Raw genomic sequence first — 24934 nt, 5'->3', positions numbered from 1 at the left:
CAGCTCTTGCCGGCAAAACACTGATCCGCTTCGGGTCTTTGTTTACGGAAAGAGCTTTGAGTGTTTCAAAATCAAGTGGAACGCTCTATAGAGACCTCGTGACATGTCATGGGGCAGGATTGCCGGCTTCTTTCCGTCTTGAGCGAAAGCAGCTCGTCGTCTTGCCCGTGACCTGTCCGCCGGTAACCGGCCCATACGGGGCCGACCGGGAATGTGTCTGCCATGACCGTGCTGTACCGAAAACAGCCAAAGGCAGGCAAAGCTGTAAGGACAGATGATGTTTGATGTTCATCGTGTAGAAGTCGAGTGGGGCGGACGCCCGCTCGTCCTCGAAACGGGCAAGGTTGCCCGTCAGGCCGATGGCGCCGTGATGGCGTCCTATGGTGAAACAAAGGTTCTGGCGACCGTCGTGTCCGCCAAGTCGCCGAAGCCGGGCCAGGATTTCTTCCCGCTCACCGTGAACTACCAGGAAAAGGCATTTGCCGCCGGTAAGATCCCGGGTGGCTACTTCAAGCGTGAAGGCCGTCCGTCCGAGCACGAGACGCTGACCTCCCGCCTGATCGACCGTCCGATCCGCCCGCTGTTCGCAGACGGCTACAAGAACGACACCCAGGTGGTCATCACCGTTCTGTCGCACGATCTTGAAAATGCTCCGGACATCCTGGCGATGGTGGCATCTTCCGCTGCCCTGACCCTGTCGGGCGTTCCCTTCATGGGCCCGATCGGCGGCGCGCGCGTTGGTTACATCAACGGCGAATACGTTCTGAACCCGCTGGTCGACGACATGCCGGAATCCACTCTGGATCTGGTTGTTGCCGGTACCAACGACGCCGTTCTGATGGTTGAATCCGAAGCCAAGGAACTGGACGAAGACATCATGCTCGGCGCAGTGATGTTCGGCCACAAGGGCTTCCAGCCGGTGATCGACGCGATCATCAAACTGGCTGAAACCGCTGCCAAGGAACCGCGCGAACTGGTCCTGCCGGATCATTCCGAGCTGTTCGGCAAGGTCAAGGCGATGGCTGAAAGCGACCTGGTTGCCGCTTACAAGATCACGTCCAAGACCGACCGCAAGAACGCAATCGACGCTGCCAAGGCGAAGGTCGTTGAAGCGCTGATCACCAACGCTGCCGAAGGCGAAGCCGTCGAAAGCACCGTTCTGGGCGAGCAGTTCAAGAAGCTGGAAGCGGAAATCGTTCGTGGCGCAATCCTCGACACCAGCACCCGTATCGACGGCCGTGACCTGTCGACCGTCCGTTCGATCTCTTCCGAAGTCGGCATTCTGTCGCGTGCGCACGGCTCCGCCCTGTTCACCCGCGGCGAAACCCAGGGCCTGGTCGTTGCCACCCTCGGGACCGGCGAAGACGAGCAGTACATCGACCTGCTGGAAGGCACCGTGAAGTCTCACTTCATGCTGCACTACAACTTCCCGCCCTACTCCGTCGGTGAAACCGGCCGCATGGGCTCCCCGGGACGCCGCGAAATCGGCCACGGCAAGCTGGCATGGCGTGCGATCAACCCGATGATGCCTGCGCATCATGAGTTCCCGTACACCGTCCGCGTTGTTTCCGAGATCACCGAATCCAACGGTTCGTCTTCCATGGCAACCGTCTGCGGCACCTCGCTGGCGCTGATGGATGCCGGCGTTCCGCTGAAGGCACCGGTTGCCGGTATCGCCATGGGCCTGATCAAGGACGGCGACCGTTTCGCGGTTCTGTCCGACATTCTGGGTGATGAAGATCACCTCGGCGACATGGACTTCAAGGTTGCCGGTACCCAGGACGGTATCACCTCGCTGCAGATGGACATCAAGATCGACGGTATCACCGAAGAGATCATGAAGGTCGCTCTGGGTCAGGCCAAGGACGGCCGTATCCACATCCTCGGCGAAATGTCCAAGGCCATCACCGAAGCTCGTGCCGAGCTCGGCGAACATGCTCCGCGCATCGAAGTGATGAAAATTCCGGTCGACAAGATCCGTGAAGTCATCGGTTCGGGCGGCAAGGTCATCCGCGAAATCGTGGAAAAGACCGGCGCGAAGGTCAACATCGAAGACGACGGCACCGTCAAGATCGCATCTGCCGACGGCAAGGCGATCAAGGCAGCCGTCAACTGGATCAACTCCATTGCCGCTGAGCCGGAAGTGGGCATGATCTATGAAGGCACCGTCGTCAAATGCGTTGATTTCGGCGCATTCGTGAACTTCTTCGGCGCCAAGGACGGCCTGGTCCACATCTCCCAGCTGGCTCCCAAGAAAGTTGCCAAGGTCACCGATGTGATCAAGGAAGGCGACAAGGTCTGGGTCAAGCTCATGGGCTTCGACGAGCGCGGCAAGGTCCGCCTGTCCATGAAGGTTGTCGATCAGGAGACCGGCAAGGAAATCGAAAAGAAGGAAGAAGCTGAGTAAGCTTCCTTCCGACTGACGTGAAAAAGGAAACGGGGGCCGAAAGGTCCCCGTTTTTTTGTCCGAAGGTGTGAAAGGTGCGTCAGCCTGCCTGGGCCGCAACCGAATTGACGCCGTTCATGTTGGCGAGATAGCGCTGGAAGTCGACGCCGGAGAGCGGCCGGGAAAAGCTGTAACCCTGGATCAGTGAGCAGCCGAAGGAATGGATCAGCTCGCACTGCTCACGCGTTTCCGCGCCCTCGCACACCACGTCGATGTGCAATGACGCGGCCATGGAAATGATGGCACGCACCAGGGCCTGGCCGTCCTGATCCCGTTCCAGGCCCATGATGAAGGTCCGGTCGATCTTGAGGGTGTCGATTGGCAGGCGTTTCAGGTGGCTGAGCGACGAATAGCCGGTGCCGAAATCATCGAGAGAGATCTTGATACCGAGCTTGCTGATGTCCTGAAGGATCTCGACCGGATTGATGCGCTGGTCCTCGAACATCACGCTTTCGGTGATTTCAAGCTGCAGGCGGGTCGGGTCCATGCCGGTTTCCCAGAGAATGTCCTGCAGCCGGGTCAGGAAGTCCGCATCCCGGCATTGACGCGGGGAAATGTTGACGCTGATACCGTCGAGCTGCAGGCCGTTGCGGTTACAGGACTGGAAAAACGCACAAGCTTCACGCAGCACCTGTTCGCCGAGCGGGACGATGAGCCCGCAATCCTCAGCAACCTTGATGAACTCCGCCGGCGGCACGGCACCCAGCTTGGGGTCGGTCCAGCGTGCAAGGGTTTCGCAGCTCACCACGCGGTTCTTTTCGCAGTCCACGATCGGCTGGAAATTCAGATGCAGCTCGCCCTTTTCCACGGCCTGGCGCAGGGCTATCTCGACCTGGCTCGCACGGGCGTTCTGTTCGTTCATGCGGCTTGCAAAGAAACGGTAGCTGGCACCGCTGTCTGCCTTTGCCTGCAACATGCTGGTGTCTGCTTCCATCAGCAGGGCTTCGTCGTCTGTGCCGTCATGCGGGCAAACGGCGATGCCGAGGCTGCCCGCAAGCACCGCCTGATCGCCATCTTCCAGATCGACGGGGTCTCCAACGGCCTCGAGAATATCGCGGGCGGTTTGCTCGATCTGCCAACGGTCTTCCGGGTTCGACAGAATGACGGCGAATTCGTCGCCGCCCATGCGCGCGACTGTCTGGTCCGGACCAAGGATTTTCGTCAGCCGCGTCGCGATGGTCTCGATCACCTTGTCACCCGCCTTGGGGCCGTAGGATTCGTTGACGGTCTTGAACCGGTCGAGGTCGAGGATCATCAACGCCGTCAGCTCACCCTGATGCTTGCCGCGCTGGATTGCCTGACGCAACCTGTCCATGAACAGGCGCCGGTTCGGGAGGCCGGTCAGAATATCGAAATTGGCGTTCTTGGTCGCAAGTTCCTCCTGGCGCTTGCGCTCACTGATATCGGTGACGGTGGCGTAATAGGCGCGTTCCCCGCGCCATTCCGTCAATCTGACATGCTGTTCCAGCCAGATTGTCTTGCCATCCTTCCGAACGCCCTTGACCTCATAGACGCGCGGGGCGCCGCTGCCGTTTTCGCGCATATTGTAATAGCTGCGCAGGCGGCTGTGCTCTTCTGGCGCATAGATCACCAGTGTGGGGGAATCCACCAGTTGCTTTGGCTGTCCGGGTTCGTACCCGCACATTTTCAACATGGCGTCGTTGACATACAGGATGCGATGATTGGCATGAACCAGCACACCGTGCATGGATCCGTCGATCATGTCCCTGAACTGGGCATCGCGGGCGCGCACGGATTCGAAAGCCGCCTGGAACATGGTCGCGAGTTTGTTGAATTCGAAGATCAGTCCGGGCGGCGGTGGTGTCACCGCCCTGTTTTGCCGCAGGCTCATTGCGTAGGTCAGCAAGCTGCCAAGCCCGGCGGAGGTAATGCGATTGACCAGAAGCGCAGCGCCTATGGCGAGAATGGCCGTATAGAGCAGAAAAGGTGCGAAGAGCTGCATATAGGTGTCCTCGGCCTTTTGCAGCGTGTCCACAGGTTGCTTGATCACCGCAGAGAGCATGTGGCGGTCCAGCGCCTGCATCAGAGGCGCAAAAACGAACAGATTTGCGCCGCTGAGGGCGTAGTTGACTTCATCCGGAGTGTCATAGAGCCGTTTGGGCGGGACCTCCGTGGTCAGGTCTCCCAGACCTGCGACAACATCTTTATCGTGATAAAAGGCGAGGTCCTCCACCTGTAGCGCCTTGGCAAGGCCCCCGGTCAGGGAGAAGGAATCGGTAATGGTGGTGCCGCCATAGATTTTGCCGAGTGCCTGGCCGGTATTGGGATCCAGAACTAGAACCGAGAGGGCCGCGGTGATTTGAACCGGGTCTGCAGCGTGATCCGCGTATGTCACCCAGATGTCGGGTGGCATGGCGTTGCGCACCTTCACCGGCAACTGGTTGCTCAGGTCAACGAGACCGAGGCTGCCGTTGACCCAGCCATCTTCCGCCGGGCGATCAATAAGAAGAATGTCCAGGACCGCGCTCGTCAGCCGTTCGGAAGCATGTTCAACGATGACCTTCGCGGTTTCCCGGTCATTTTCCAGCAGGGCTCGGCGAATGTCCGGGTTTGCTGCGACCGCCCGGATCTGGGTTTCAAGCTTGTCCAGATGCTGCGTGAAGACGAGCCTGGCGAGTGTCGCCTGGGATTTTGCGCTGCGGGCAATTTCATGTTCGGCGATCGACAGGCTGCCGAGATACGTAATCCAGAAGAGCGCAACCGCCGTTCCCACGAGCCCGAACGTAAACAGGGCCATGACAAGGCGGCTGAAAGGAATGGAATAGCGGGCCTTCAACGCAGCGCTCCTGGACTGGCGGATCTCATTCGAAAGGCAGATGGACGGATGCGGGAAGCAAGACGGGCAGAGGTTCTGCCGGATTGGAAGAACAACCTGCCGCGTATCTTGAAGGAACGGGGCAGCTCTCTAAGGTTGCAGAAAACCGTAAAGGTAAAAGAAAGGTTGTGACAAACCGATGAGCCCATAGCAACAGCATCATGACATCTTGTCTCCACTTCGCAATCGCAAGAAAAGGAATTTGCGAAATTTAATGTAACTGCTCCAAGTTTACCGATTGTGAATTGAAAAAGAGAATTTATTTACGGCATATTGTAAATTTAACTTGTAAATCATCGGTTTGATGAAGATTTATTATGGCAAATTTGACAATTGCCGGTCTCGGTAGACTGTCTCGGCTGCACCCGTGATCGGGCGTTTGCCTCCTCCGGTGAAACTGGTATATCCCCATCGGAACATGAAAAGGGCTGTTGGCCTATTGCGGAAGACGGAGCCACTTTATGGGGCAGATGCGCTTGGTAGTCGTTGGGGCCGGTGGCCGGATGGGCCGGGCATTGACGCGCGCGGTCACGGATACCCCTGGTGCCACCGTCGTCGCGGCAATAGAGCGCGAGGGGTCAGAGTTTCTGGGCAAGGACGTTGGAGAGCTGGCGGGAACCGGGCCTCTGGGCGTCCCCGTCACTGACGATCCTCTGACGGCCTTTGCCGCAGCTGACGGCGTTCTTGATTTTACGGCTCCAGCGGCGAGCCTCTGGTTCGCAGAGCTGGCCGCGCAGGCCCGCATCGTCCATGTCATCGGCACCACCGGATGGGCTGAAGGGCAGGATGAACCTCTGAAGGCGGCTGCCCGTCACGCCCGAATCGTCAAGTCCGGCAACATGAGCCTTGGGGTCAATCTGCTGGCGAGCCTTGTGCGCAAGGCGGCGGCTGCGCTCGATACGGATTTCGATATCGAAGTCCTGGAAATGCATCACAAGCACAAGGTCGACGCGCCTTCGGGAACCGCGCTGCTGCTTGGCGAAGCGGCGGCTGAAGGGCGGGGCATCGATCTGGCGGCCCATTCTGTTCGCTCGCGCGACGGCATCATGGATCCCCGCAAGACAGGTGACATCGGCTTTGCAACTCTGCGGGGCGGTTCTGTCATCGGCGAACATTCAGTGATTTTTGCCGGTGAGGGGGAGCGCATCGAACTCACCCACCGGTCGGAAGACCGGCAGCTCTTTGCTCGTGGTGCCGTCAAGGCGGCGCTGTGGGGATTTGACCAGAAGCCCGGATTTTATTCGATGGCCGATGTCCTCGGCCTGGATTCTTGAAGATACGCAATCAGCTTGAGGAGAATGGCATGGACCGCCTTCTTGTGCTTGTCCGTCACGGACAGAGCGAATGGAATTTGAAGAACCTGTTCACCGGCTGGAAAAATCCGGACCTGACCGAGCAGGGCGTGACGGAGGCTCACAAGGCCGGCGAACAGCTCAGGGACCTGAAGCTGTCCTTCGACATTGCCTTCACCTCGGATCTGATGCGGGCACAGAAGACGCTCGACATCATCCTGGAAGAACTCGGCCAGACCGGCCTTGAAACCTTCAAGGACCAGGCTCTCAACGAGCGCGATTATGGCGACATCACCGGCATGAACAAGGATGAAGCGCGCGAGAAATTCGGCGAAGAGCAGGTCCATATCTGGCGCCGCTCCTACGATATTCCGCCTCCGGGTGGCGAAAGCCTGAAGATGACTTCGGAGCGCGTTCTGCCGTACTACAAGGCGGAAATCCTGCCGCGCGTTCTCGCCGGCAGCCGGACGATCGTAGCCGCGCACGGCAACTCGCTGCGCTCGCTGATCATGGATCTTGAAAACCTGTCACCGGAAGAAATCCTGAAGCGGGAACTGGGCACCGGCACGCCGATCATCTATCGCCTTGATGAAAACGGCAGTGTGGTCAGCGTTCAGGATCTCGCCGACTAAGGCCAATTGAAAACCGGAGCCAACTGCCGGCAAGGCCTTGGAGGCATTGCTGAAAATGGCAGTCGTTTCACTTCGCTCTGGCAGACAAAACGTCCCGTTTCCTCCCTGAGGCAGCGGGACTTTCTTTTTGAAAAGCGTCTCGGCCTGAAGGCGCTAAGGCGCAAAAAAGGGCGGCCCGAAGGCCGCCCCGAAAGTCTCCTGAGGAAACGTCAGATCACAAAGCCGTTCTGGGTGGCAATGTCATTCAAGGCCCGTTCCGGTCGGGCTCCGACGTGGCTGATGACGCTTGCAGCGCACAGGCAGCCGAGTTCGGTTGCTTCCGTAAGCTTGTAGTTGCGGGCAAGACCGAACAGGAAGCCGGAAGCAAACAGATCTCCGGCTCCGGTCAGATCGACCACATTGTCGACGACCTGCGCAGGAACCTTCACGGTTTCCTCACGGCTGATGGCCATCGCGCCTTCCTTGCCAAGCGTCAGGGCTGTCAGCGCGCCGGACTCCCGTGCCGCGTTGACGGCGCTATCCAGATCCGACGTTTCGTAAAGGGCCTTCAGCTCATGTTCGTTGGCGAACATCAGATCGACGACGCCGTCGGTCAGAAGGCCCTGGAATTCGCTGCGGTAGCGGTCGACACAGAACGAGTCGGACAGGGTGATCGCCACCTGGCGTCCGTTGGCATGGGCGATTTCGGCAGCCTTCAGAAACGCCTTCTTGGCGTCTGCCGGGTCCCACAGATAACCTTCCATGTAGGTCACGGCGGCGGAGGCCACGACCTCCTCGTCGACGTCGGCCGTGCCGAATTCCGTGCAGGCGCCGAGGTAAGTGTTCATCGTGCGCTCGCCGTCCGGCGTAATCAGGATCATCGACCGGGCAGTCGGCTTGCCTTCCTTCAGGCGCGGCGTGTTGAAATAGACGCCGGTGCCGTTCATGTCGTGATAGTAGCTATCGCCCAGCTCATCTTCGGACACCTTGCCGAAATAGGCGGGGCGCCCGCCGAGCGAGGCAATGCCAGCGGCTGTGTTGCCGGCGCTGCCGCCCGAGACGCGGACAGTCTGCCCCATCTTGTCGAACAGGCGCACGGCCTCGTCCGTGTCGATCAGGCGCATGGAGCCTTTGACGAGATTTTCCTGAAGCAGGAAATCCTCCTCGACATGGGCGAAGACGTCGCAAATGGCATTGCCGATGCACAGGGCATCAAATCTTGTTTCAGTCATGAGTTCCTCTGGTTATGTCGGGCAGCCAGCGTTACGAGTAGGGATTGGGCCGCAAGGCACGGTTGGCTTCCGGTTCCCTGATCTTGTCCCTGAACGGACTTGCCCGGTAGACGCCGAGCATGTTCAGCTCGGCACAGAAGAAGGCCAATTCCTCGAGCGCCAGAGCCACCTTCGGATCATCCGGATGGCCTTCGACGTCCGCATAGAACATCGACGCGAAAAACTGCCCTTCAAGCTGATAGGATTCCAGCTTCGTCATGTTGACCCCGTTGGTCGCAAAACCGCCCAGGGCCTTGTAAAGCGCGGCCGGAACGTTGCGGACCCGGAAGATGAAGGTCGTGATGACTGGCTGGCCGTTATGCGCGGCCTCCATCTTGTCGCGCGAGAGAATAACGAAGCGGGTCGTGTTGTGCGCCTCATCCTCCACATCCCGGCGCAGGATGTCCAGACCATAGATTTCCGCCGCCATTTCGGGAGCGAGGGCCCCGACGCTCGGATCGCCCAGCTCGGCGATCTGCCGGGCGGAGCCCGCGGTGTCGCCACCGACGACCGCCGTCAGGCCGAGTTCGCGAATCACGTTACGGCATTGTCCCAGCGCGTGGACATGGCTTTGCACCTTTTTCAGGTCTTCCAGCTTTGTGCCCTTGACTGCCATGAGCTGAAACCGGATCGGCATGAAATACTCACCGATGATGTGCAGGTTCGATTTCGGCAAAAGGTGGTGAATATCTGCCACGCGTCCTGCAACGGAGTTTTCGATCGGGATCATGGCAAGATCGGCCGACCCGTCGGCCATGGCCGAGAAGCAATCCTCGAAAGTGGCACAGGGGATGGCTTCATAGTCTGGATAAACGCTCCGGCAGGCCATGTGAGAATTGGCGCCGGTTTCTCCCTGAAACACGATATTTTTTCTGTCGGTCATTTGTCTTTCTGCCTTCCGGCAGTCTTTCGTCAGTTGGTCTGATAGGCCGCCCGGGCTCGTTCCAGATCTTCGGGCGTGTTCACGTCCATCGGCGCGCTGTCGATGACGGAGGCATCAATCCGCATGCCCGCTTCAAGGGCCCGCAACTGTTCCAGCTTTTCACGCTGTTCCAGCGGGGAGGGCGGCATCTGGACGAATTTCGTCAGAGCTGCCCTGCGGTAGGCGTAGATGCCGATATGGTGGAAGTACGGGCCGTCACCGTGCGGGGCGACGGCCCTGGTAAAGTAAAGCGCGCGATGATGGCCGTGGCCGTTGGGTGTCGTGACTGCCTTGACGAAATTCGGATCGTCGCGGAAAGCCGTGTTGGTGAATTCCGTCATGATGGTGCCGAGGTCAACGTCGGCAATGGAAAGCGGTGCGAAGGCAGCACGGATCGCTTCCGGTGCGATCAAGGGTACATCGCCCTGCACGTTCAGGATGACATCGTGGTTGCCATCAGGGTCGATCAGCCCTGCAGCCTCGTGAATACGGTCGGAGCCGGAGGCGTGGTCGGCCCGGGTCATCACGGCCTTGCCGCCGTGATCCTGCACCGCTTCGAAAATGTCCTTGTCGTCACAGGCAACGGCGACCGGACCGATATCCGCGTTACGCGCCTGTTCCAGAACACGCACGATCATGGGTTTTCCGCAAATGTCGGCAAGCGGTTTGCGTGGCAGACGGGTGGCGGCGAGGCGGGCCGGGATAATTACAAGAGCAGCGGTCAATCGGGTCTCCATGGAGCCGGACAGGCGGAAAAAAATGCAAAAAAAGCGCGCCGCGTCCGTTTGTCGTATCAGATGCCCTTTTAAAGCTATGGACAGCAAGGTCAAAAAATTTGTAGGTTCCGGCAAAATTCGAAAAGCTGATAGGGGTCGCAGCGACGCTGCGGGCCCGGACGCGTATGAGCTTGGAGCCGGAGAGAATGGATTCCTTCACGCTGAACAAGGCCGCCGGTGCGGTACTGATGGTTCTGATTCTGACAATGGGTGTCGGCATTGTCTCCGACATCATCTTCCATCCGACGATTCCGGGTAAGCCGGGGTATGAAATCGTCGTCGCGTCCGCAGAGGATGGCACCTCTGAGGTGGAGGCTGTTCCGGAAGTGGTTCCGATCTCCGAGCGCCTGCTCGAAGCATCTGCTGAGGACGGGGCCAAAGTGGCGAAGAAATGCGCTGCCTGCCACGACTTCACACAAGGTGGACCCAACAAGGTCGGTCCGGGACTTTGGGATGTGGTCGGTCGTAAGCCTGGTTCCCACGAAGGCTTCAGCTATTCTTCCGCAATGACCGAGTTTGGCGCAGCCAATCCCGAGTGGACCTACGAAGAACTGGACCACTTCCTGGCGTCGCCGAAGAAGTTCATTTCCGGAACCACGATGGGGTTCGCCGGTCTGCGTAAGCCGGAAGACCGGGCAAACATCATTGCTTATCTTCGCGGACAAGCCGAATCGCCGGCACCTTTGCCGGATCAGTAAAAACGCGTCGAGCGTGTGATTCTCTTTTAGAGTATTGAAGAAGCCGGGTAATACCCGGCTTTTTTATTTGATTTATATAAAAAATTAACAAATCTTACGTTACGTAGTTCGACTGAGGATGATGAGATCAGGCAAGGAGCCTATGGGCATCAACTTGACGAGGGGTTTGTTTTCTAAGTCGAATGGAACGTGGGCCGCTTCCATTGTTGCTGCTGTCTGTTTTCTTGCCGGCATCGCCGTAACCGCCCATGTCGGCCAACTGGTCCGCAATGAACTGGTTTCCCATCACAAACGTCAGGCCGTCGGATTCTTGTCTGAAGTCCGCGCCCGTCTGGAAGGTGAAATCAACCGGACGGTGGCCCACGGGTTTGGAATCCGGGCCTATATCTCCCGGTTCGTGGACCAGCCCTTCGATATTGAGGACTACCGTGAAATCGCGGTCGAGTTGATCGAGGAAAATCCGTCTATCCGGTCTATCGGCCTGGCACCCAACAACATTTTGCGCGCGGTTTTCCCGCTGGAGCCCAATCGGGGGGCGCTCGGTCTGAATTATCGGCTGAACACTGCCCAGTGGCCCGCGATCCGGCAGGCCATGATGACCCGCGAGGTCGTGATTGCCGGTCCTTTGGAGCTGGTACAGGGCGGCAAGGCACTGTTGATCCGCGTCCCCATCTTTCCCGCAAGCTTTGCCGGTCAACCTCTCAGGGAGCGCAGCTACTGGGGTGTCGCCACGCTGGTGGTGGACGAGGAGGGCATGATGAGCGCGGCCGGCATCTCGGATGTCATGAACGGTCTGCACATCGGCCTTGTGAACAGAAGCGCCCTTGCCTCCAACAACATGATCTTCGGCAGCCCGGCCTTGCTGGAAAAGGATAACGTGTCGCTACCGCTTCATCTTCCCGGAGGTCTGGACTGGGAGCTTGTCGGCATGCCGGAATACGGCTGGTCGAGCGCCGCCAATCAGGTCTGGATCACCCAGCTCGTCGGCAGTCTCATATCGCTGGTTTTCAGCGCAATGGCGTTCCTGCTGATCAGCGAGGTCTACAAGGTGCGTTCCATGGCGCTGCACGATCCGCTGACAGGCTTGGCCAATCGGCGCCTCTTGGAAGATCGTATGCACCAGCTCGCCGCAATGTGTGAACGAAGCGGGTCGGGGTTCGAGATTTTTTACGTCGATCTGGATGCCTTCAAGCCGGTCAACGACAACTACGGCCACGCTGTTGGAGATCAGCTCTTGATCGAGGTGGGCCATCGTCTGCAGAACCAGACCCGGCAAACCGATACCGTGGCCCGGGTTGGGGGCGACGAGTTCATCGTTCTGACGCCTGGCAACATGCGGCGCCAGGAAAAGCTTACCTTTCTCAAGAGGCTTGTTGACCGGGTCACCCAGGCTTTCGAGTTTTCAGGCGCAAGCATCGATGTGAAGGCCAGCATTGGCACGGCGAGCTATCCCGGTGATGCGGCTACGGTGGAAGATCTGCTCAGGGTTGCCGACGGCAGAATGTACGCACAAAAGGCCAAGTCGCAGAGAAATTTGCAGGATGTTCCCGAAAAGGGCCTTCCCCAGACGGGTTAAATTTCTGTCATCTGGACCGCCAGCAGGTGACGCAGGGCTGTCAGGTCCCTACACTGATTCTCTGAACCGGCGATTTGGGTTCAGGAACCGGAAGGGACGGAGAAGCCGATGGTGTTCAAATGGCATGCAGGGAAACGCGCGGCCGCAGCGCTTGTCGTGACGAGTGTCGTGGTGATGTCGGGGATCGGTCCTGGACCGGCTGACGCGGCTGAACCGGAATGGCACCACGCGGCCGCCCTGAACGGGACACCCAAATACGGTCCCGATGCCACACATTTCGATTACGTCAATCCGGATGCGCCCAAGGGCGGCACGGTTCGACTGTCCGCCAGCGGCGGTTTCGACACCTTCAACATTCTGGCGCAGAAGGGCAACATCGCCCCGGGCATCCTGAACATCTACGAAAGCCTGATGGAGCCTTCTCTGGATGAAGAGGACATCAGCGCTCAATACGGGGTACTGGCCGACGCGGTCCGTTATCCGGATGACTACTCCTGGGTCGAATATCGGCTCAATCCCGAAGCGAAGTGGCATGACGGCGAGCCGGTGACGGCTGAAGACGTCATCTGGTCGTTCGAAAAGGCAATCGAGCTAGATCCGCAACGCAAGTACTACTTTCAAAATGTCGACAAGGCAGAGGTCGTGGGAGATGGGACTGTGCGTTTCACCTTCGACGTCAGCGGAAACCGCGAGCTGCCCAAGATCATGGGCCAGTTGACCGTTCTGCCCAAACACTGGTGGGAAGGCACAAATGAAAAGGGAGAAGCCCGGGACATTTCCCGGACGACACTCGAGCCCCCGCTTGGTTCCGGTGCCTACCGGATCAAGGAATTCTCTCCCAACCGGCAGGTGATCTACGAACGCGTGCCGGACTATTGGGGCAAGGATTTGCCCATCCGGGTCGGAACCAACAATTTCGATGAAATCCGCTACATTTCGTTCCTCGACGACTCCGTCCAGTTTGAAGCCTTCAAGGGTGACCAGTACGACTTCCACGTCGAGCGCAGTTCCAGCCAATGGGCCAAGCGCTACGACTTTCCGGCCGTCAGGGATGGCCGTGTGGTCAAGGAGATCTTTCCCGACAAGTCTCGGGGTGTCATGCAGGGCTTTTTCCTGAACCAGCGCCGGGAAAAGTTCCAGAACCCGGATGTCCGTCAGGCGTTGAACTATGCCTACGATTTCGAGACCACCAACGAGATCGTTTCCGCCAATCTCCTCAAACGCGTCAATTCCTATTTCGCCGGGACGGAACTGGCGTCCAGCGGCCTGCCGGAAGGCAAGGAGCTGGAGATATTGGAAGAGGTGCGGGACATGGTGCCGCCCGAGGTTTTTACACAGGAATACAAGAACCCTGTTGGCGGCAATCCGCAGAACGTCCGTGCCAACCTGCGAGAGGCGGTCAAGCTGCTGCGCAAGGCCGGGTACGAGCTGAAGGACCGCAAGATGGTCGATGCGAAGACCGGCGAACAGCTCAGCATCGAATTTCTCTATCGCGACAAGGCCAGCGAACGCACCCTTCTGCCTTATGCGCAGAACCTGGAAAACATCGGCATCAAGCCCGTCCTGCGGCTGGTCGACACGTCGCAATTCATCAACCGCGTCCGTAGCCGCGATTTCGATACCGTGGTGCTGGCCATCGGCCAGTCCCTGTCGCCCGGAAACGAGCAGCGGGAGTATTGGGGCTCTGAATCCGCCGACAATCAAAGTTCGGCCAATTATGCGGGCATCAAGAATCCTGCGATCGACAAGCTGATCGACAAGGTCATCTTCGCGAAGGACCGGGAAACCCTGGTGGCAGCCACTCGCGCGCTCGACCGTGTGTTGCTGTGGAACCACTATGTGGTGCCGCAGTTCTATTCCGACGAAACCCGCACGGCACGCTGGAACCGCTTTGGTCATCCGCAAAAGATGCCGGAGTACAGTACCGGGTTCCCGACCATCTGGTGGTATGACGAGGCCTTGGCCGCCAAGACGGGAGCCGCGCGATGAGCACAAGCCTGACGGCTTCCCGCCGGCGTTTCCTGCAAATGGGCAGCGCCGCGGCGCTGGTGTCTGCTGCGCCCTGGCAGGTCTCCAGGGCCTTCTCGGCGGAAATCGCCCATCCGGAGGGTCCCGTTCACGGACTGTCCGTCTTCGGCGATCTGAAATACGGGCCTGAGTTTACCCAGTTCGAGTATGTCAATCGCTTGGCGCCGCAAGGCGGTACTTTCTCGTTTCAGGCGCCTTATTGGGTCTTCAACCAGAACGTCCTGACCTATAACACCTTCAACTCCTTTGTCCTGAAAGGCGATGCACCGCCACGCATGGAGCTGTGTTTCGACACCCTGATGGTGCGGGCCTATGACGAACCGGACGCGGTCTATGGCCTTGTGGCTGAAACTGTCGAAGTGTCGGAGGATGGCAACGTCTTCACGTTCAATCTCCGGCCGGAAGCCAGGTTTCACGACGGCTCCAAACTGACCGCCGAGGATGTTGCCTTTTCGCTGCTGCTTCTGAAGGCCGACGGCCACCCCTTGCTCAGCCAGCCGCTGTCAGCACTGAAGGGGGCGGTCGTTCTGGAGGATCATAAGGTCCAGCTTGAGTTCGACGGCTCGCAGTCGCGCAATCTGCCTCTCGTCGTCGCGGCGGACTATCCCATCTTCTCCAAGCGCTACTATTCCGCCTACGATTTCAAACAGTCGACCCTGACGCCGCCGCTGTCGTCCGGCCCTTACAAGGTCGGCAAACATGCCGTCGGCCATTATGTCGAATATCACCAGGTCGAAAATTACTGGGCAAGGGAATTGCCGGTCAGGGTGGGGCAGGGCAATTTCGCGGTTATCCGGGTGGAGTTCTACCGCGAACGCCAGACAGCCTTCGAAGCCTTCAAGAAGGGCAATACGCTGTACCGTGAGGAGTTCACCTCAAAGAACTGGGCGACGGAATACAATTTCCCGGCGGTGGACGAGGGCAAGGTCGTGCGCCGCGAGTTTCCCGACGGCCGTCCCTCGGGGGCTCAGGGCTGGTTCATCAACACCCGGCTCGACAAGTTCAAGGACCCGCGTGTGCGCGAGGCGCTGGGCTATGCATTCGATTTCGAATGGTCGAACCAGAACCTGTTTTACGGGCTCTATACGAGAACCCAGTCCTTCTTCGAAAACTCCGACATGAAAGCGGAGGGAATGCCCTCGGCTGGGGAGCTGGCGCTGCTGGAGCCTTTCCGCAGCCAGGTGCCGGACGCTGTCTTCGGTGAAGCCGTGATACAGCCCGTCAGCGACGGCTCAGGGCATGACCGCAAGCTGCTGAAACGGGCAAATGAACTGCTGACAGAGGCCGGCTATACCCGAAAGGGGGCGGATCTGATCGGCCCGGACGGCGAACCGCTGACGATCGAGTTCCTGAACAACACCGCCGCGTATGAGCGTATCGTCAATCCGATGATCAAGAACCTGGGACGGCTCGGCATCAAGGCCAATTTGCGCATCGTCGATCCCGCGCAATACGAAGCCCGCCTCAACGATTACGACTTCGATATTGCCAGCCGCAGGTTGAGCCTGTCGCCCACGCTTTCCGACACCATTCGTGAAATGTGGGGATCGAAGGCCGCCTCGGTTCCAGGCACCTACAATACGTCCGGCATAGCCAGCCCTGTTGTGGACGCGCTGATCGACAAGGCCATCGCGGCAACAACGCGGGATGAAATGATCACCGCGGCGCGGGCTCTGGACCGGGTGTTGCGGGCCGGGCATTACTGGATTCCGCAATGGTTCAAGAATGTCCACACTGTTGCCATGTGGGATGTCTACGGCTTTCCCGAAGAACCCCCGCGCTACTTCTTCCCCGTTGAAGAACTGTGGTGGATAGACAAGGAAAAGTCGGAAAAGCTCGGCAAAGCCGGGTAATATTTCCGGCGAAACCTCCGGCTCGCTTCAGAAGGCCAAGACAAAAGGGACTGCACACACTCCATGGGCGCCTACATCCTTCGCCGTTTGCTGCTGATGATACCGACGCTGGTCGGCATCATGGCCATCAACTTCGTCATCATCCAGTTTGCGCCTGGCGGTCCGGTCGAGCGGGTCATTGCCCAGCTGCAGGGAACCGACGTTTCGGCAACGTCGCGGATCAGCGGCGGGGGCAGCGACATGCTGAGCGGCGGCAACGACGCTTCGGGAGGAAGCGGCTCAGCCTCCGCAGACGCTGGCAGCTCGAAATACCGCGGTGCGCAGGGACTGGACCCGGAGTTCATCAAGGAGCTGGAGCAGCAGTTCGGTTTCGACAAGCCGCCGCTGGAGCGGTTCCTGAAGATGCTGGGCAATTATGCGCTCTTCGATTTCGGCGAAAGCTATTTCCGGGACATCAAGATCCTCGACCTGATTGCCGAAAAGCTGCCGGTGTCGATTTCTCTCGGCCTCTGGATGACGCTGATTTCCTATGCAGTGTCCATACCGCTCGGAATCCGCAAGGCCGTTTCAGACGGGTCCCGGTTCGATGTCTGGACCTCCGGTGTCATTGTGGTGGCCTACGCCATTCCCGGCTTTCTGTTTGCGGTTCTGCTGATCGTGCTTTTTGCCGGTGGGTCCTTCTGGGATATCTTCCCCTTGCGGGGGCTTGTCTCGGACGACTGGGAGCAGCTTTCCTGGCCGGCCCGGATCGCCGACTACTTCTGGCACCTTGCCCTGCCTTTGACGGCCATGGCCCTGTCCGCCTTTGCGACCACCACGCTTTTGACCAAGAATTCGTTCCTGGATGAGATCCGCAAGCAATATGTCATCACGGCACGGGCAAAGGGCCTGACGGAAAGCCAGGTGCTTTACGGTCATGTGTTCCGCAATGCCATGCTGATCGTGGTGGCCGGTTTCCCGGGGGCCTTCATCTCGTCCTTCTTTGCCGGTTCACTGCTCATCGAGACGATCTTCTCGCTCGACGGGCTCGGACTGCTCAGCTTTGAATCGGTGATCAACCGCGACTACGCGGTCGTCTTTGCAACGCTCTACATTTTCTCGCTCATGGGCCTTCTGGTGAACCTCATTTCCGACCTGACCTACACCTGGATCGATCCGCGGATCGACTTCGAAAGCAGGGAGGTCTGATCGATGGCTACCGATTCAGGCAGTGACGCGGGAAGTGTGGAGTCCGATACCGGCGGGCGTGTGACTGGCGGCTATGAAGCCGAAACGGAAGACCGCGCGGGATTTGTCGTTTCGGCAGCTGCTCCCAGGGCCCGCCTGTCGCCGATCAACCAGCGGCGGCTGGCGAACTTCAAGGCCAACCGCCGAGGCTACTGGTCGCTCTGGATCTTCCTGGTGCTGTTCGTCGTGGCCATGCTGGCCGAATTCGTGACCAACGACCGGCCAATCCTTGTCTCCTACAAAGGCGAGCTGCTGGCACCGGTCTTTGTGGATTACCCGGAAGAAAAATTCGGCGGGTTCCTGGCTGTCACCGATTACCGCGATCCATTCATCCAGGAGGAAATCAACGCCAACGGCTGGATGCTGTGGCCGCCGGTGCGCTATTCCTACCGCTCGGTCAACAACGACATTCCGGTGCCTGCACCCGCGCCACCGTCCTGGACGATGGACAAGGAAAAGCGTTGCTCGCGTTATCCCCTCGGCGCGGAAGATCCCAATTGCGTCATGGGCAACTGGAACTGGCTCGGTACGGACGATCAGGGTCGGGACGTGCTTGCGCGTCTCGTCTACGGTTTCCGGATTTCCGTGCTTTTCGGCCTGGCGCTGACGCTGGCTTCTTCCGTCATCGGCATCGCGGCAGGTGCCGTGCAGGGCTACTACGGCGGTTGGACTGACCTTCTGTTCCAGCGCTTTATCGAGATCTGGACGGCGGTGCCGACGCTGTATCTCATCCTGATCGTGTCGTCGTTCCTGGTCCCCGGCTTCTGGACCCTGTTCACCATCCTGCTGGCATTCTCCTGGGTGGCGCTGGTCGGTGTCGTGCGGGCGGAATTCCTGCGGGGCCGGAACCTGGAATACATTTCCGCGGCCCGGGCCCTCGGCGTTTCCAATCCGGTGATCATGTGGCGGCACCTGCTGCCCAACGCCATGGTGGCGACGCTGACTTTCATGCCCTTCATTCTCAATGGCTCGATTTCCACTTTGACGGCGCTGGATTTCCTTGGCTTCGGCCTGCCTCCGGGGTCGGCATCGCTGGGTGAATTGCTGGCGCAGGGCAAGAACAACCTTCAGGCACCCTGGCTAGGGATCACCGGCTTCATCGTTATTTCCCTGATGCTGAGCCTCTTGATCTTCATCGGCGAGGCCGTGCGCGATGCGTTCGATCCACGCAAGAGCCTGGCGTGAGGACACCAACATGACAAAAGACACGCTCCTCTCCGTCGAAGACCTGTCCGTCGCCTTTTCGCAGGGCGGCCGGAAGAACCTTGCCGTCGACCGGGTCACCTTCGATATCAAGAAGGGAGAAACGGTCGCGCTGGTGGGCGAAAGCGGCTCCGGCAAGTCGGTGACCGCCCAGTCGGTCCTGCGCCTTCTGCCCTATCCTGCCGCCTCACACCCCTCCGGCCGCATCCTGATGAACGGTCAGGACCTTCTGGCGGTCAAGGAAGCCGAACTGCGCAAGGTGCGCGGCAACGGCATCTCCATGATTTTCCAGGAGCCCATGACCTCGCTCAATCCGCTGCATTCAGTGGAAAAGCAGGTTTCGGAAATCCTGAAGATCCACCGGGGCATGAGCGACACCAAAGCGCGTGGGCGCGTGCTTGAACTGCTCAACCAGGTGGGCATCCGCGAGCCGGAAAAACGCCTCAACTCCTATCCGCACCAGCTCTCCGGCGGTCAGCGCCAGCGCGTGATGATCGCCATGTCGCTGGCCAACGAGCCGGAGCTGTTGATTGCTGACGAGCCGACGACGGCCCTCGACGTCACGGTTCAGGCGCAGATTCTGGAACTCCTGAAGGATCTGCAAAGCCGGCACGGCATGGCGATGCTGTTCATCACCCATGATCTGGGCATCGTGCGCAAGTTCGCCGACCGGGTCTGCGTGATGACCAAGGGCAAGATCGTTGAACAGGGGCCTGTTGCCGATATCTTCGACCGGCCGCAGCACGCCTACACCAAACATCTTCTCACGGCGGAACCGAAGGGCGAGCCGCCGGCGACCGACAAGAGCAAGCCGATTGTGGTACAGGCCGACGACCTGAAGGTGTGGTTCCCGGTCAAGCGCGGCTTCCTGCGCAAGACCGTCGACCACATCAAGGCGGTCGACGGCATCGACGTGGAAGTGCGGCAGGGGCAGACCCTCGGGATCGTGGGAGAAAGCGGATCGGGCAAGACAACACTCGGCCTCGCGATCCTGCGCATGATTTCCTCCACCGGCCGGATTTCCTTCAATGGTTCGGAAATCCAGAAGAATTCCTGGAAGGAAATGCGGCCGCTGCGCCGGGACATGCAGATTGTCTTTCAGGACCCCTTCGGGGCGTTGAGCCCGCGCATGTCGGTGGCCGACATCGTCGGCGAAGGCCTGCAGGTGCATTTTCCCGGCATCTCCTCCGAGGAGCGCGACCGCAAGGTGGCCAAGGCGCTGGAGGAAGTCGGACTCGATGCGTCCACCCGTCATCGCTACCCGCATGAATTCTCCGGCGGTCAGCGTCAGCGCATCTCCATCGCCCGGGCCATGGTTCTGGAGCCGAAATTCGTGATGCTGGACGAACCGACGTCGGCCCTCGACATGAGCGTTCAGGCCCAGGTGGTCGATCTATTGCGGGATCTCCAGAAAGCGCATGGCCTTGCCTACCTCTTCATTTCCCACGACTTGAAGGTTGTTCGGGCGCTGGCCAACGAGGTCATCGTGATGCGTCAGGGCAAGGTGGTGGAGCAGGGTTCATCCGAACAGATCTTCGATGCGCCGAAAACGGATTATACCAAGGCCCTGATGGCTGCTGCCTTCCGCCTGGAAGCGGCACCGGAAGGCGTGGTGAGCGCCTGATGTGCCCCACCTGATTGACGGCGGTGGGCAATGCGCACCGCCCCTTCGAACGGCGCGACGAGGCCCGGAGCGTCCTCTCGGGCCGCCGTCGATACGACCTGTCTTTTGCCTTGCTGTTGTTCCCGTCCACTGTCCCGATCATCAGAAAACACGCAGGCAAGCCCTGCAAACAGGCGCATGCCATCCAGAAAATCAGGATTGAACCGGGTCAGCGCTCGGGCATCGACCAGTCGTCGGGCTGCTTCTTGCGTTCTCGCAGTTTGAGAGCAAGACCGATGGAAACACCGACGCCGATAGCAACGGTCAGATCGATCAGAACCGTGAGGATCAAGGTGGTCAGCAGCAGCAGCCGGTCCGCCATCGGCGCGCTCAGATAGGATTTCCACTTGTGCGGTTCGCTCATGCCCCAAGCGGTCAGAACCAGCAGGGCCGCCATGGCTGGCAAGGCCAGATACCCGGCCAGAGGCGCGGCAACCAGCATGACCAGCAAGATGGTGAATGCGTGCACCAGACCGGAAACGGGTGTTTTGCCGCCGGCCCGCACGTTGGTGGCCGTGCGCGCAATGGCGCCCGTGGCGGGCAGGCCGCCGAAGAGGGAAGAGGCGATGTTTGCCGTTCCCTGAGCCAGCATTTCGGCATTGGGGCGGTGGCTGCCCTCGATCATTCTGTCGGCAACCATCGCTGACAGAAGCGATTCCACCCCGGCCAGAAAGGCAATCACGATGGCGGAGGGAAACAGTTCCACCACTCGTGCGATCGTGACGCTCGGCAGCTCCGGAAATGGCAGCGTGTTGGGCAGGGCACCGAAGCGCGAGGCAATGGTTTCCACCGGCAGGGTGGCCAGGACCGCAACCAGCGACGCTGCGGACACGGCAACGATCAGTCCCGGAAAGGCGGGGGCCAGCCGGCGCAGGGCAACGATCAGGACAAGCGTGACCAGGGCAAGGACGCTGGCTGCAAGAGACGCGGTATCCCGCGCTTCCCACAGGACGGGAAGCTTTTCCAGAAAGTCCGCGGGAACCTCCGAGATCTGAAGGCCGAAAAAATCCTTGATCTGGCTGGAGGCAATGATGACTGCGATGCCGATGGTAAACCCGTTGACCACGGCCTCCGGCACATAGCGGATCAATCTGCCGATCCGGAAATATCCGCCGATCAGAAGCAGTATCCCGGCCATGAAGGTGGCCAGAACCAGCCCGTCATATCCGTGGTCGGCTATGACACCGTAGACCACCACGATGAACGCACCGGTCGGCCCACCGATCTGTACGCGGCTGCCGCCCAGAAGCGAGATGAAGAAACCGCCGACGATCGCTGTCACCAGGCCTTTGGCCGGATCGGCGCCTGACGCGATGGCGATTGCCAGGCTGAGCGGCAAGGCGACCATGGCAACGGTTATCCCGGCGACAAGGTCGGCACGGAAAAGCGGCAGGGAATATTCCTGCAAGGTGGTAACGATCTTGGGGAGCCGCATGAAGGCACCAGAGTAATACTGAGGAAGGATGTGCGCACAGTCTTTCGCAGTGCACGCATAAAATCAACTGTTTGTTGAAACCGATGCGCCGCGGCGCTTGGTCACGCCGGGTTCAAAGCGGAAAGGGCTGCGTTCACAGCGGGTTCCAAGCACAACCTTTAAGGGTGTAAGTCGCGCTTTCTATCCGACCCAGCATGTTGCGAAGAAGCCGTTCTTCTCCTGATCCTTGCCGATTGATCGGCGGGTCTTGAAGCCGATCAGGCCATCGGCGCCACCGACATCATGCCCAAGGCCTTCAAGTCTCTGCTGAAGGTTCCGCACAGCGCCCCGGGTGGTTTCCTTCATCGGTTTCCAGTTGCCGACGAAGCCGTTGTTGTTGCCATAGCGGTCTGCCAGGTGACCGACGAAGAGCGCGTAGGTGTCGCTCTCGTTGTAGTCCTTGATGACATAGAAATTTTCCGTGGCAATGAAGGCCGGGCCATACCGGCCCGCGGGCAACAGGATGTTGCCTGGCTGGTTGATTTCATTCGCCGGAAAGGGTTTGCCGCTGACACGTTTGATGCCCTCGCGCACGAAGTCGGAAATCTTCTGGCGGTTGTCCGGCCCCTCCCGCGTACATGAAACGTTGTCGGGCAGGAACACCTCATAGCCCCAGTCCCGGCCGGACACCCAGCCATGGGCCGAAAGGTAATGGGCGATGGAGGCCATGGTGTCGACGTCGGAGGTCCAGATGTTGCGCTTGCCGTCGCCGTCGAAATCGACAGCGTATTTCCAGAAGGAGGACGGCAGGAATTGCGGTTGCCCCATGGCGCCACCCCAGGAGCTTTTCATGCCTTTCCTGGATACGTCGCCATTTTGAAGGATCTTCAGTCCGGCGATCAGCTCTCCTTTGAAGAAGTCCGGCCTCTGCCCCATGAACGCCTGTGTCGCCAGGACGCGGATGGCGTCGTAAGGAATCTTTGCGCCGCCGTAGCCCGATTCCCTTGCCCAGATCGCCAGGATGATCCGGCTGGGCACGCCGTATTTCGCTTCGATCCGCGACAGAACGGCCGCATGTTTTTTCATCAGTGACCGCCCGCGCGGCACAAGGGCGTTGAACTGGCTGTCCCGGAAGTAGCGGCTGGGAGAACTGAATTCGGCCTGGAAGTTGATCTTGGGCGGCTTGCCCTTGCCCCCGGGCCCGACCAGACCGGGCAGGGAAGTGTCGGGGGTCAAGCCTTTCAGTTCCCGGTCCAGTGTCACCTGGGAAATGCCCTGTTGGCGTGCCGCCGGGATGATGTCAGACGACAGGAACTGACGGAACTGGGCGTCGTATTGACCGGCCCGTGCGGGCAGCATGGCAGCGGCAAGACAGGTCAGGGTCGCAAGAACAAGCTTCGGCAGGCGGCAGATCACATGAGGCTCCCGGATCAAGAATGGTCCGTGCAGCCTAACATGTTCCAGGTCTGCGTCCGACCGTGCTTAAAGGTCTGTCCAAGCCAAATTGCGCCCGGCCTGGGTCATGAGCCAGGACTTTTCGAACCGGTACCAGCTACCACCGCGTCTCTGGTCGTGATGCCGGGAAATCGGTGTGGCCATGAGATGGCACATCAGCAGCGTGCCGACAGCGCCATGACCGACGAACAGGACCGGGTCTTCTTCCCCAACGTGGCGCAGGGCGCTTCTGACGCCGTTGACGATCCGGTCCTGCGCATCGATCGCCCGCTCCCAGCCGCGCACCGATATGTATGGATCGGCAAAGAAAAGATCGGCGGTCTGCTCGAACTCTTCCGGAGGCAGAAAGCCTGTTGCGCTGCGATCGTTCTCATGCAGGAAAGGCAGCGCCCGCTGGAAGACGCCCATGCGGCCGGCAAAGACCTGAGCGGTTTCGAGCGCCTTCCTTTCCGTGCTGGAAATCACCTGGCGGATGTCTTTGGCAAAGGGCAGGAAGGCAGCTTTCGCCGCCCGCTCGCGTCCCGTCTCCGACAGGCCCCACTCCGGGACGGGGATATCCGGATCGATGAGAACCTCCGGATGGGTCAGATAGGCGCACCAGGTCATCAGAGCGTTCCGTCGAGCCAGCCCTTGATCAGTTCAAAGGCGATGGAGATCGAAGGCGGTATCTTGTGGCCTTCCGGATGCGTGCCGGCCACCATTTGCCGCACTTCCTCCCGGTCGCACCATTTGCAGGCTTCCAGCTCGTCGTCTTCGATGGCGATCTCGAAGGACGTCGCCTTGCCAATGCAGCCGAGCATCAGATTGGCCGGAAAGGGCCAGGGCTGGTTGGCAAGCAGACGAACATCGCCAACCACAATGCCGCTTTCTTCCAGCGTCTCGCGCCGCACGGCCTGTTCGATGGTTTCACCCGGCTCCATGAAGCCGGCAAGAGTGGTGTAAATGCCCTCCGCGAGCCGGGCCGGGCGGCCCAGCAGGGCCTTGTCGCCGCTCTCGTCGGTAATCAGCATGATCACACAGGGGTCCGTGCGCGGAAAATGCTGTCCGCCGCAGGACGGGCAATCACGCCGGTATCCGGCTTCGGCCAGCCGGCTCTTTTCGCCGCAGCGCGAACAGAACTGGTGGGTGCGGTGCCAGTGGATCAAGGCACGTGCCTGCGCAAGCGCACCCGTGTCCTGCGGGGCGAAGGCATTCTCCAGGGTAAGGGTTCGCAAGTCGATGAGTTGAAGGTCGGTGCGCTCCGCTAGGTCTTCGTCCGTTGCCGGCAGGGCAGCTGCAAACAGCGCCTCTCCGTTTTCCGGGCGCAGACCGAGGAAGATCAACTCTTCCCGTACGGCGCCAAGCGACAGGGCGTCCTCCAGTCGGTGTCCGACAGAAAGACTCTCACCTGCCTTGAAGACCAGCGTCCGATCCGTCGACAGCACGATCCGTGTGTCCGGCTTTTCCAGAAGTGCGGTCAGGTAAGCGGTGTCGCCACGCCGTGTCGATTGCCGGTCGAGTGTATTGCCGAGGAAGCTCATTTCCATGGCCAGGGAACCGGCAGATGTGGCGAGCATGTCAAAGTCCTTGGAAGAGAAGGGGAGCGAGTTCGAAAGACGGTGGATCTTCACCTAATGCATTTTGAGGCGCAGAGAAACCGCTTCCCGCGATTGCTGCCTGTTGC

Annotated in this window: 18 protein-coding genes; 10 read left to right on the top strand and 8 right to left on the bottom strand. The window is 59.7% G+C overall.

The genetic code is table 11. From position 1 onward, the window contains the following. The first annotated feature begins 277 nt into the window (after nt 1–277). Nucleotides 278–2407: a polyribonucleotide nucleotidyltransferase gene (gene pnp, locus AC2A6O_RS22800; RefSeq protein ID WP_148582145.1), complete on the top strand. Its 2130-nt coding sequence runs from the start codon at nt 278–280 to the stop codon at nt 2405–2407. A 79-nt stretch (nt 2408–2486) separates the two neighbouring features. On the opposite strand, the gene AC2A6O_RS22795 is transcribed toward pnp, so the two are convergent. Then, a complete protein-coding gene (locus AC2A6O_RS22795) occupies nt 2487–5243 on the bottom strand; it encodes a putative bifunctional diguanylate cyclase/phosphodiesterase (protein WP_498930529.1) in 2757 nt (918 codons plus the stop codon). Nucleotides 5244–5743: 500 nt separating this feature from the next. On the opposite strand from AC2A6O_RS22795, the gene dapB reads away from it, so the two are divergent. Then, a complete protein-coding gene (gene dapB, locus AC2A6O_RS22790) occupies nt 5744–6556 on the top strand; it encodes a 4-hydroxy-tetrahydrodipicolinate reductase (RefSeq protein WP_498930527.1) in 813 nt (270 codons plus the stop codon). A 29-nt stretch (nt 6557–6585) separates the two neighbouring features. Further along, entirely contained in the window at nt 6586–7206 is a 621-nt protein-coding gene (locus AC2A6O_RS22785) for a 2,3-bisphosphoglycerate-dependent phosphoglycerate mutase (RefSeq protein ID WP_498930525.1), read from the top strand. A gap of 209 nt (nt 7207–7415) precedes the next feature. Here the strand turns inward: AC2A6O_RS22785 and AC2A6O_RS22780 are convergent, their stop codons facing one another. The 3 genes from AC2A6O_RS22780 to AC2A6O_RS22770 are packed head-to-tail and all read right to left on the bottom strand — an operon-like array spanning nt 7416 to nt 10115. Further along, entirely contained in the window at nt 7416–8417 is a 1002-nt protein-coding gene (locus AC2A6O_RS22780; protein ID WP_498930523.1) for an adenosine kinase, read from the bottom strand. 31 nt (nt 8418–8448) lie between these two features. Then, the gene (locus AC2A6O_RS22775) at nt 8449–9339 is read right to left on the bottom strand and encodes a prephenate dehydratase (RefSeq protein ID WP_148582149.1); all 891 of its coding nucleotides are present in this window, start codon (nt 9337–9339) and stop codon (nt 8449–8451) included. A gap of 29 nt (nt 9340–9368) precedes the next feature. Next, a complete protein-coding gene (locus AC2A6O_RS22770) occupies nt 9369–10115 on the bottom strand; it encodes a 3-deoxy-manno-octulosonate cytidylyltransferase (RefSeq protein WP_498930521.1) in 747 nt (248 codons plus the stop codon). 185 nt (nt 10116–10300) lie between these two features. Here AC2A6O_RS22770 and AC2A6O_RS22765 point away from each other — a divergent pair, with 185 nt between their 5' ends. The 7 genes from AC2A6O_RS22765 (at nt 10301) to AC2A6O_RS22735 (ending at nt 20363) form a co-directional block, all read left to right on the top strand. Next, nucleotides 10301–10852, top strand: coding sequence for a c-type cytochrome (locus AC2A6O_RS22765; protein WP_148582151.1), 552 nt, complete (start codon nt 10301–10303; stop codon nt 10850–10852). Between the two features lie 166 nt (nt 10853–11018). Then, the gene (locus tag AC2A6O_RS22760) at nt 11019–12428 is read left to right on the top strand and encodes a diguanylate cyclase domain-containing protein (RefSeq protein WP_209000873.1); all 1410 of its coding nucleotides are present in this window, start codon (nt 11019–11021) and stop codon (nt 12426–12428) included. A 108-nt stretch (nt 12429–12536) separates the two neighbouring features. Then, a complete protein-coding gene (locus AC2A6O_RS22755; protein WP_498930518.1) occupies nt 12537–14417 on the top strand; it encodes an extracellular solute-binding protein in 1881 nt (626 codons plus the stop codon). After that, nucleotides 14414–16309 carry an extracellular solute-binding protein gene (locus AC2A6O_RS22750; RefSeq protein WP_498930516.1) on the top strand — a complete coding sequence of 632 codons (1896 nt, stop codon included), beginning with the start codon at nt 14414–14416 and terminating at the stop codon, nt 16307–16309. Before AC2A6O_RS22755 ends, AC2A6O_RS22750 begins: the two co-directional genes overlap by 4 nt. 63 nt (nt 16310–16372) lie before the next feature. After that, nucleotides 16373–17497 (top strand): microcin C ABC transporter permease YejB, encoded by a 1125-nt coding sequence (locus AC2A6O_RS22745; protein WP_148582155.1) that lies wholly within the window; start codon nt 16373–16375, stop codon nt 17495–17497. 60 nt (nt 17498–17557) lie between these two features. Next, nucleotides 17558–18721: an ABC transporter permease gene (locus tag AC2A6O_RS22740; RefSeq protein WP_498930850.1), complete on the top strand. Its 1164-nt coding sequence runs from the start codon at nt 17558–17560 to the stop codon at nt 18719–18721. A gap of 10 nt (nt 18722–18731) precedes the next feature. Then, entirely contained in the window at nt 18732–20363 is a 1632-nt protein-coding gene (locus AC2A6O_RS22735) for an ABC transporter ATP-binding protein (RefSeq protein ID WP_498930514.1), read from the top strand. 208 nt (nt 20364–20571) lie between these two features. Here the strand turns inward: AC2A6O_RS22735 and AC2A6O_RS22730 are convergent, their stop codons facing one another. The 4 genes from AC2A6O_RS22730 to nudC form a co-directional block, all read right to left on the bottom strand. Further along, complete coding sequence (locus AC2A6O_RS22730) at nt 20572–21837, bottom strand: SulP family inorganic anion transporter (protein ID WP_498930512.1); 1266 nt, start codon at nt 21835–21837, stop codon at nt 20572–20574. Between the two features lie 180 nt (nt 21838–22017). Continuing rightward, entirely contained in the window at nt 22018–23232 is a 1215-nt protein-coding gene (locus AC2A6O_RS22725; RefSeq protein WP_498930510.1) for a lytic murein transglycosylase, read from the bottom strand. 66 nt (nt 23233–23298) lie between these two features. Further along, nucleotides 23299–23877: a histidine phosphatase family protein gene (locus AC2A6O_RS22720; RefSeq protein WP_498930508.1), complete on the bottom strand. Its 579-nt coding sequence runs from the start codon at nt 23875–23877 to the stop codon at nt 23299–23301. Then, nucleotides 23877–24827 carry an NAD(+) diphosphatase gene (nudC, locus tag AC2A6O_RS22715; protein WP_498930506.1) on the bottom strand — a complete coding sequence of 317 codons (951 nt, stop codon included), beginning with the start codon at nt 24825–24827 and terminating at the stop codon, nt 23877–23879. The genes AC2A6O_RS22720 and nudC overlap by 1 nt, the downstream gene beginning before the upstream one ends. Nucleotides 24828–24934: the final 107 nt, after the last annotated feature.

It is taken from the genome of Labrenzia sp. ATLA3, from assembly GCF_057180185.1.
Note: the sequence above shows the minus strand (reverse complement) of the source record. Positions and strands in the feature narration are given on the sequence as shown.

Bases quoted from the DNA above. Each gene is read 5' to 3' on its own strand.
- pnp (WP_148582145.1), top strand. From the start codon at position 278: ATGTTTGATGTTCATCGTGTAGAAGTCGAGTGGGGCGGACGCCCGCTC.
- AC2A6O_RS22745 (WP_148582155.1), top strand. From the start codon at position 16,373: ATGGGCGCCTACATCCTTCGCCGTTTGCTGCTGATGATACCGACGCTG.
- nudC (WP_498930506.1), bottom strand. From the start codon at position 24,827: ATGCTCGCCACATCTGCCGGTTCCCTGGCCATGGAAATGAGCTTCCTC.
- AC2A6O_RS22755 (WP_498930518.1), top strand. From the start codon at position 12,537: ATGGTGTTCAAATGGCATGCAGGGAAACGCGCGGCCGCAGCGCTTGTC.
- AC2A6O_RS22730 (WP_498930512.1), bottom strand. From the start codon at position 21,837: ATGCGGCTCCCCAAGATCGTTACCACCTTGCAGGAATATTCCCTGCCG.
- AC2A6O_RS22735 (WP_498930514.1), top strand. From the start codon at position 18,732: ATGACAAAAGACACGCTCCTCTCCGTCGAAGACCTGTCCGTCGCCTTT.
- AC2A6O_RS22775 (WP_148582149.1), bottom strand. From the start codon at position 9,339: ATGACCGACAGAAAAAATATCGTGTTTCAGGGAGAAACCGGCGCCAAT.
- AC2A6O_RS22780 (WP_498930523.1), bottom strand. From the start codon at position 8,417: ATGACTGAAACAAGATTTGATGCCCTGTGCATCGGCAATGCCATTTGC.
- AC2A6O_RS22720 (WP_498930508.1), bottom strand. From the start codon at position 23,877: ATGACCTGGTGCGCCTATCTGACCCATCCGGAGGTTCTCATCGATCCG.
- AC2A6O_RS22750 (WP_498930516.1), top strand. From the start codon at position 14,414: ATGAGCACAAGCCTGACGGCTTCCCGCCGGCGTTTCCTGCAAATGGGC.
- AC2A6O_RS22785 (WP_498930525.1), top strand. From the start codon at position 6,586: ATGGACCGCCTTCTTGTGCTTGTCCGTCACGGACAGAGCGAATGGAAT.
- AC2A6O_RS22765 (WP_148582151.1), top strand. From the start codon at position 10,301: ATGGATTCCTTCACGCTGAACAAGGCCGCCGGTGCGGTACTGATGGTT.
- AC2A6O_RS22770 (WP_498930521.1), bottom strand. From the start codon at position 10,115: ATGGAGACCCGATTGACCGCTGCTCTTGTAATTATCCCGGCCCGCCTC.
- dapB (WP_498930527.1), top strand. From the start codon at position 5,744: ATGGGGCAGATGCGCTTGGTAGTCGTTGGGGCCGGTGGCCGGATGGGC.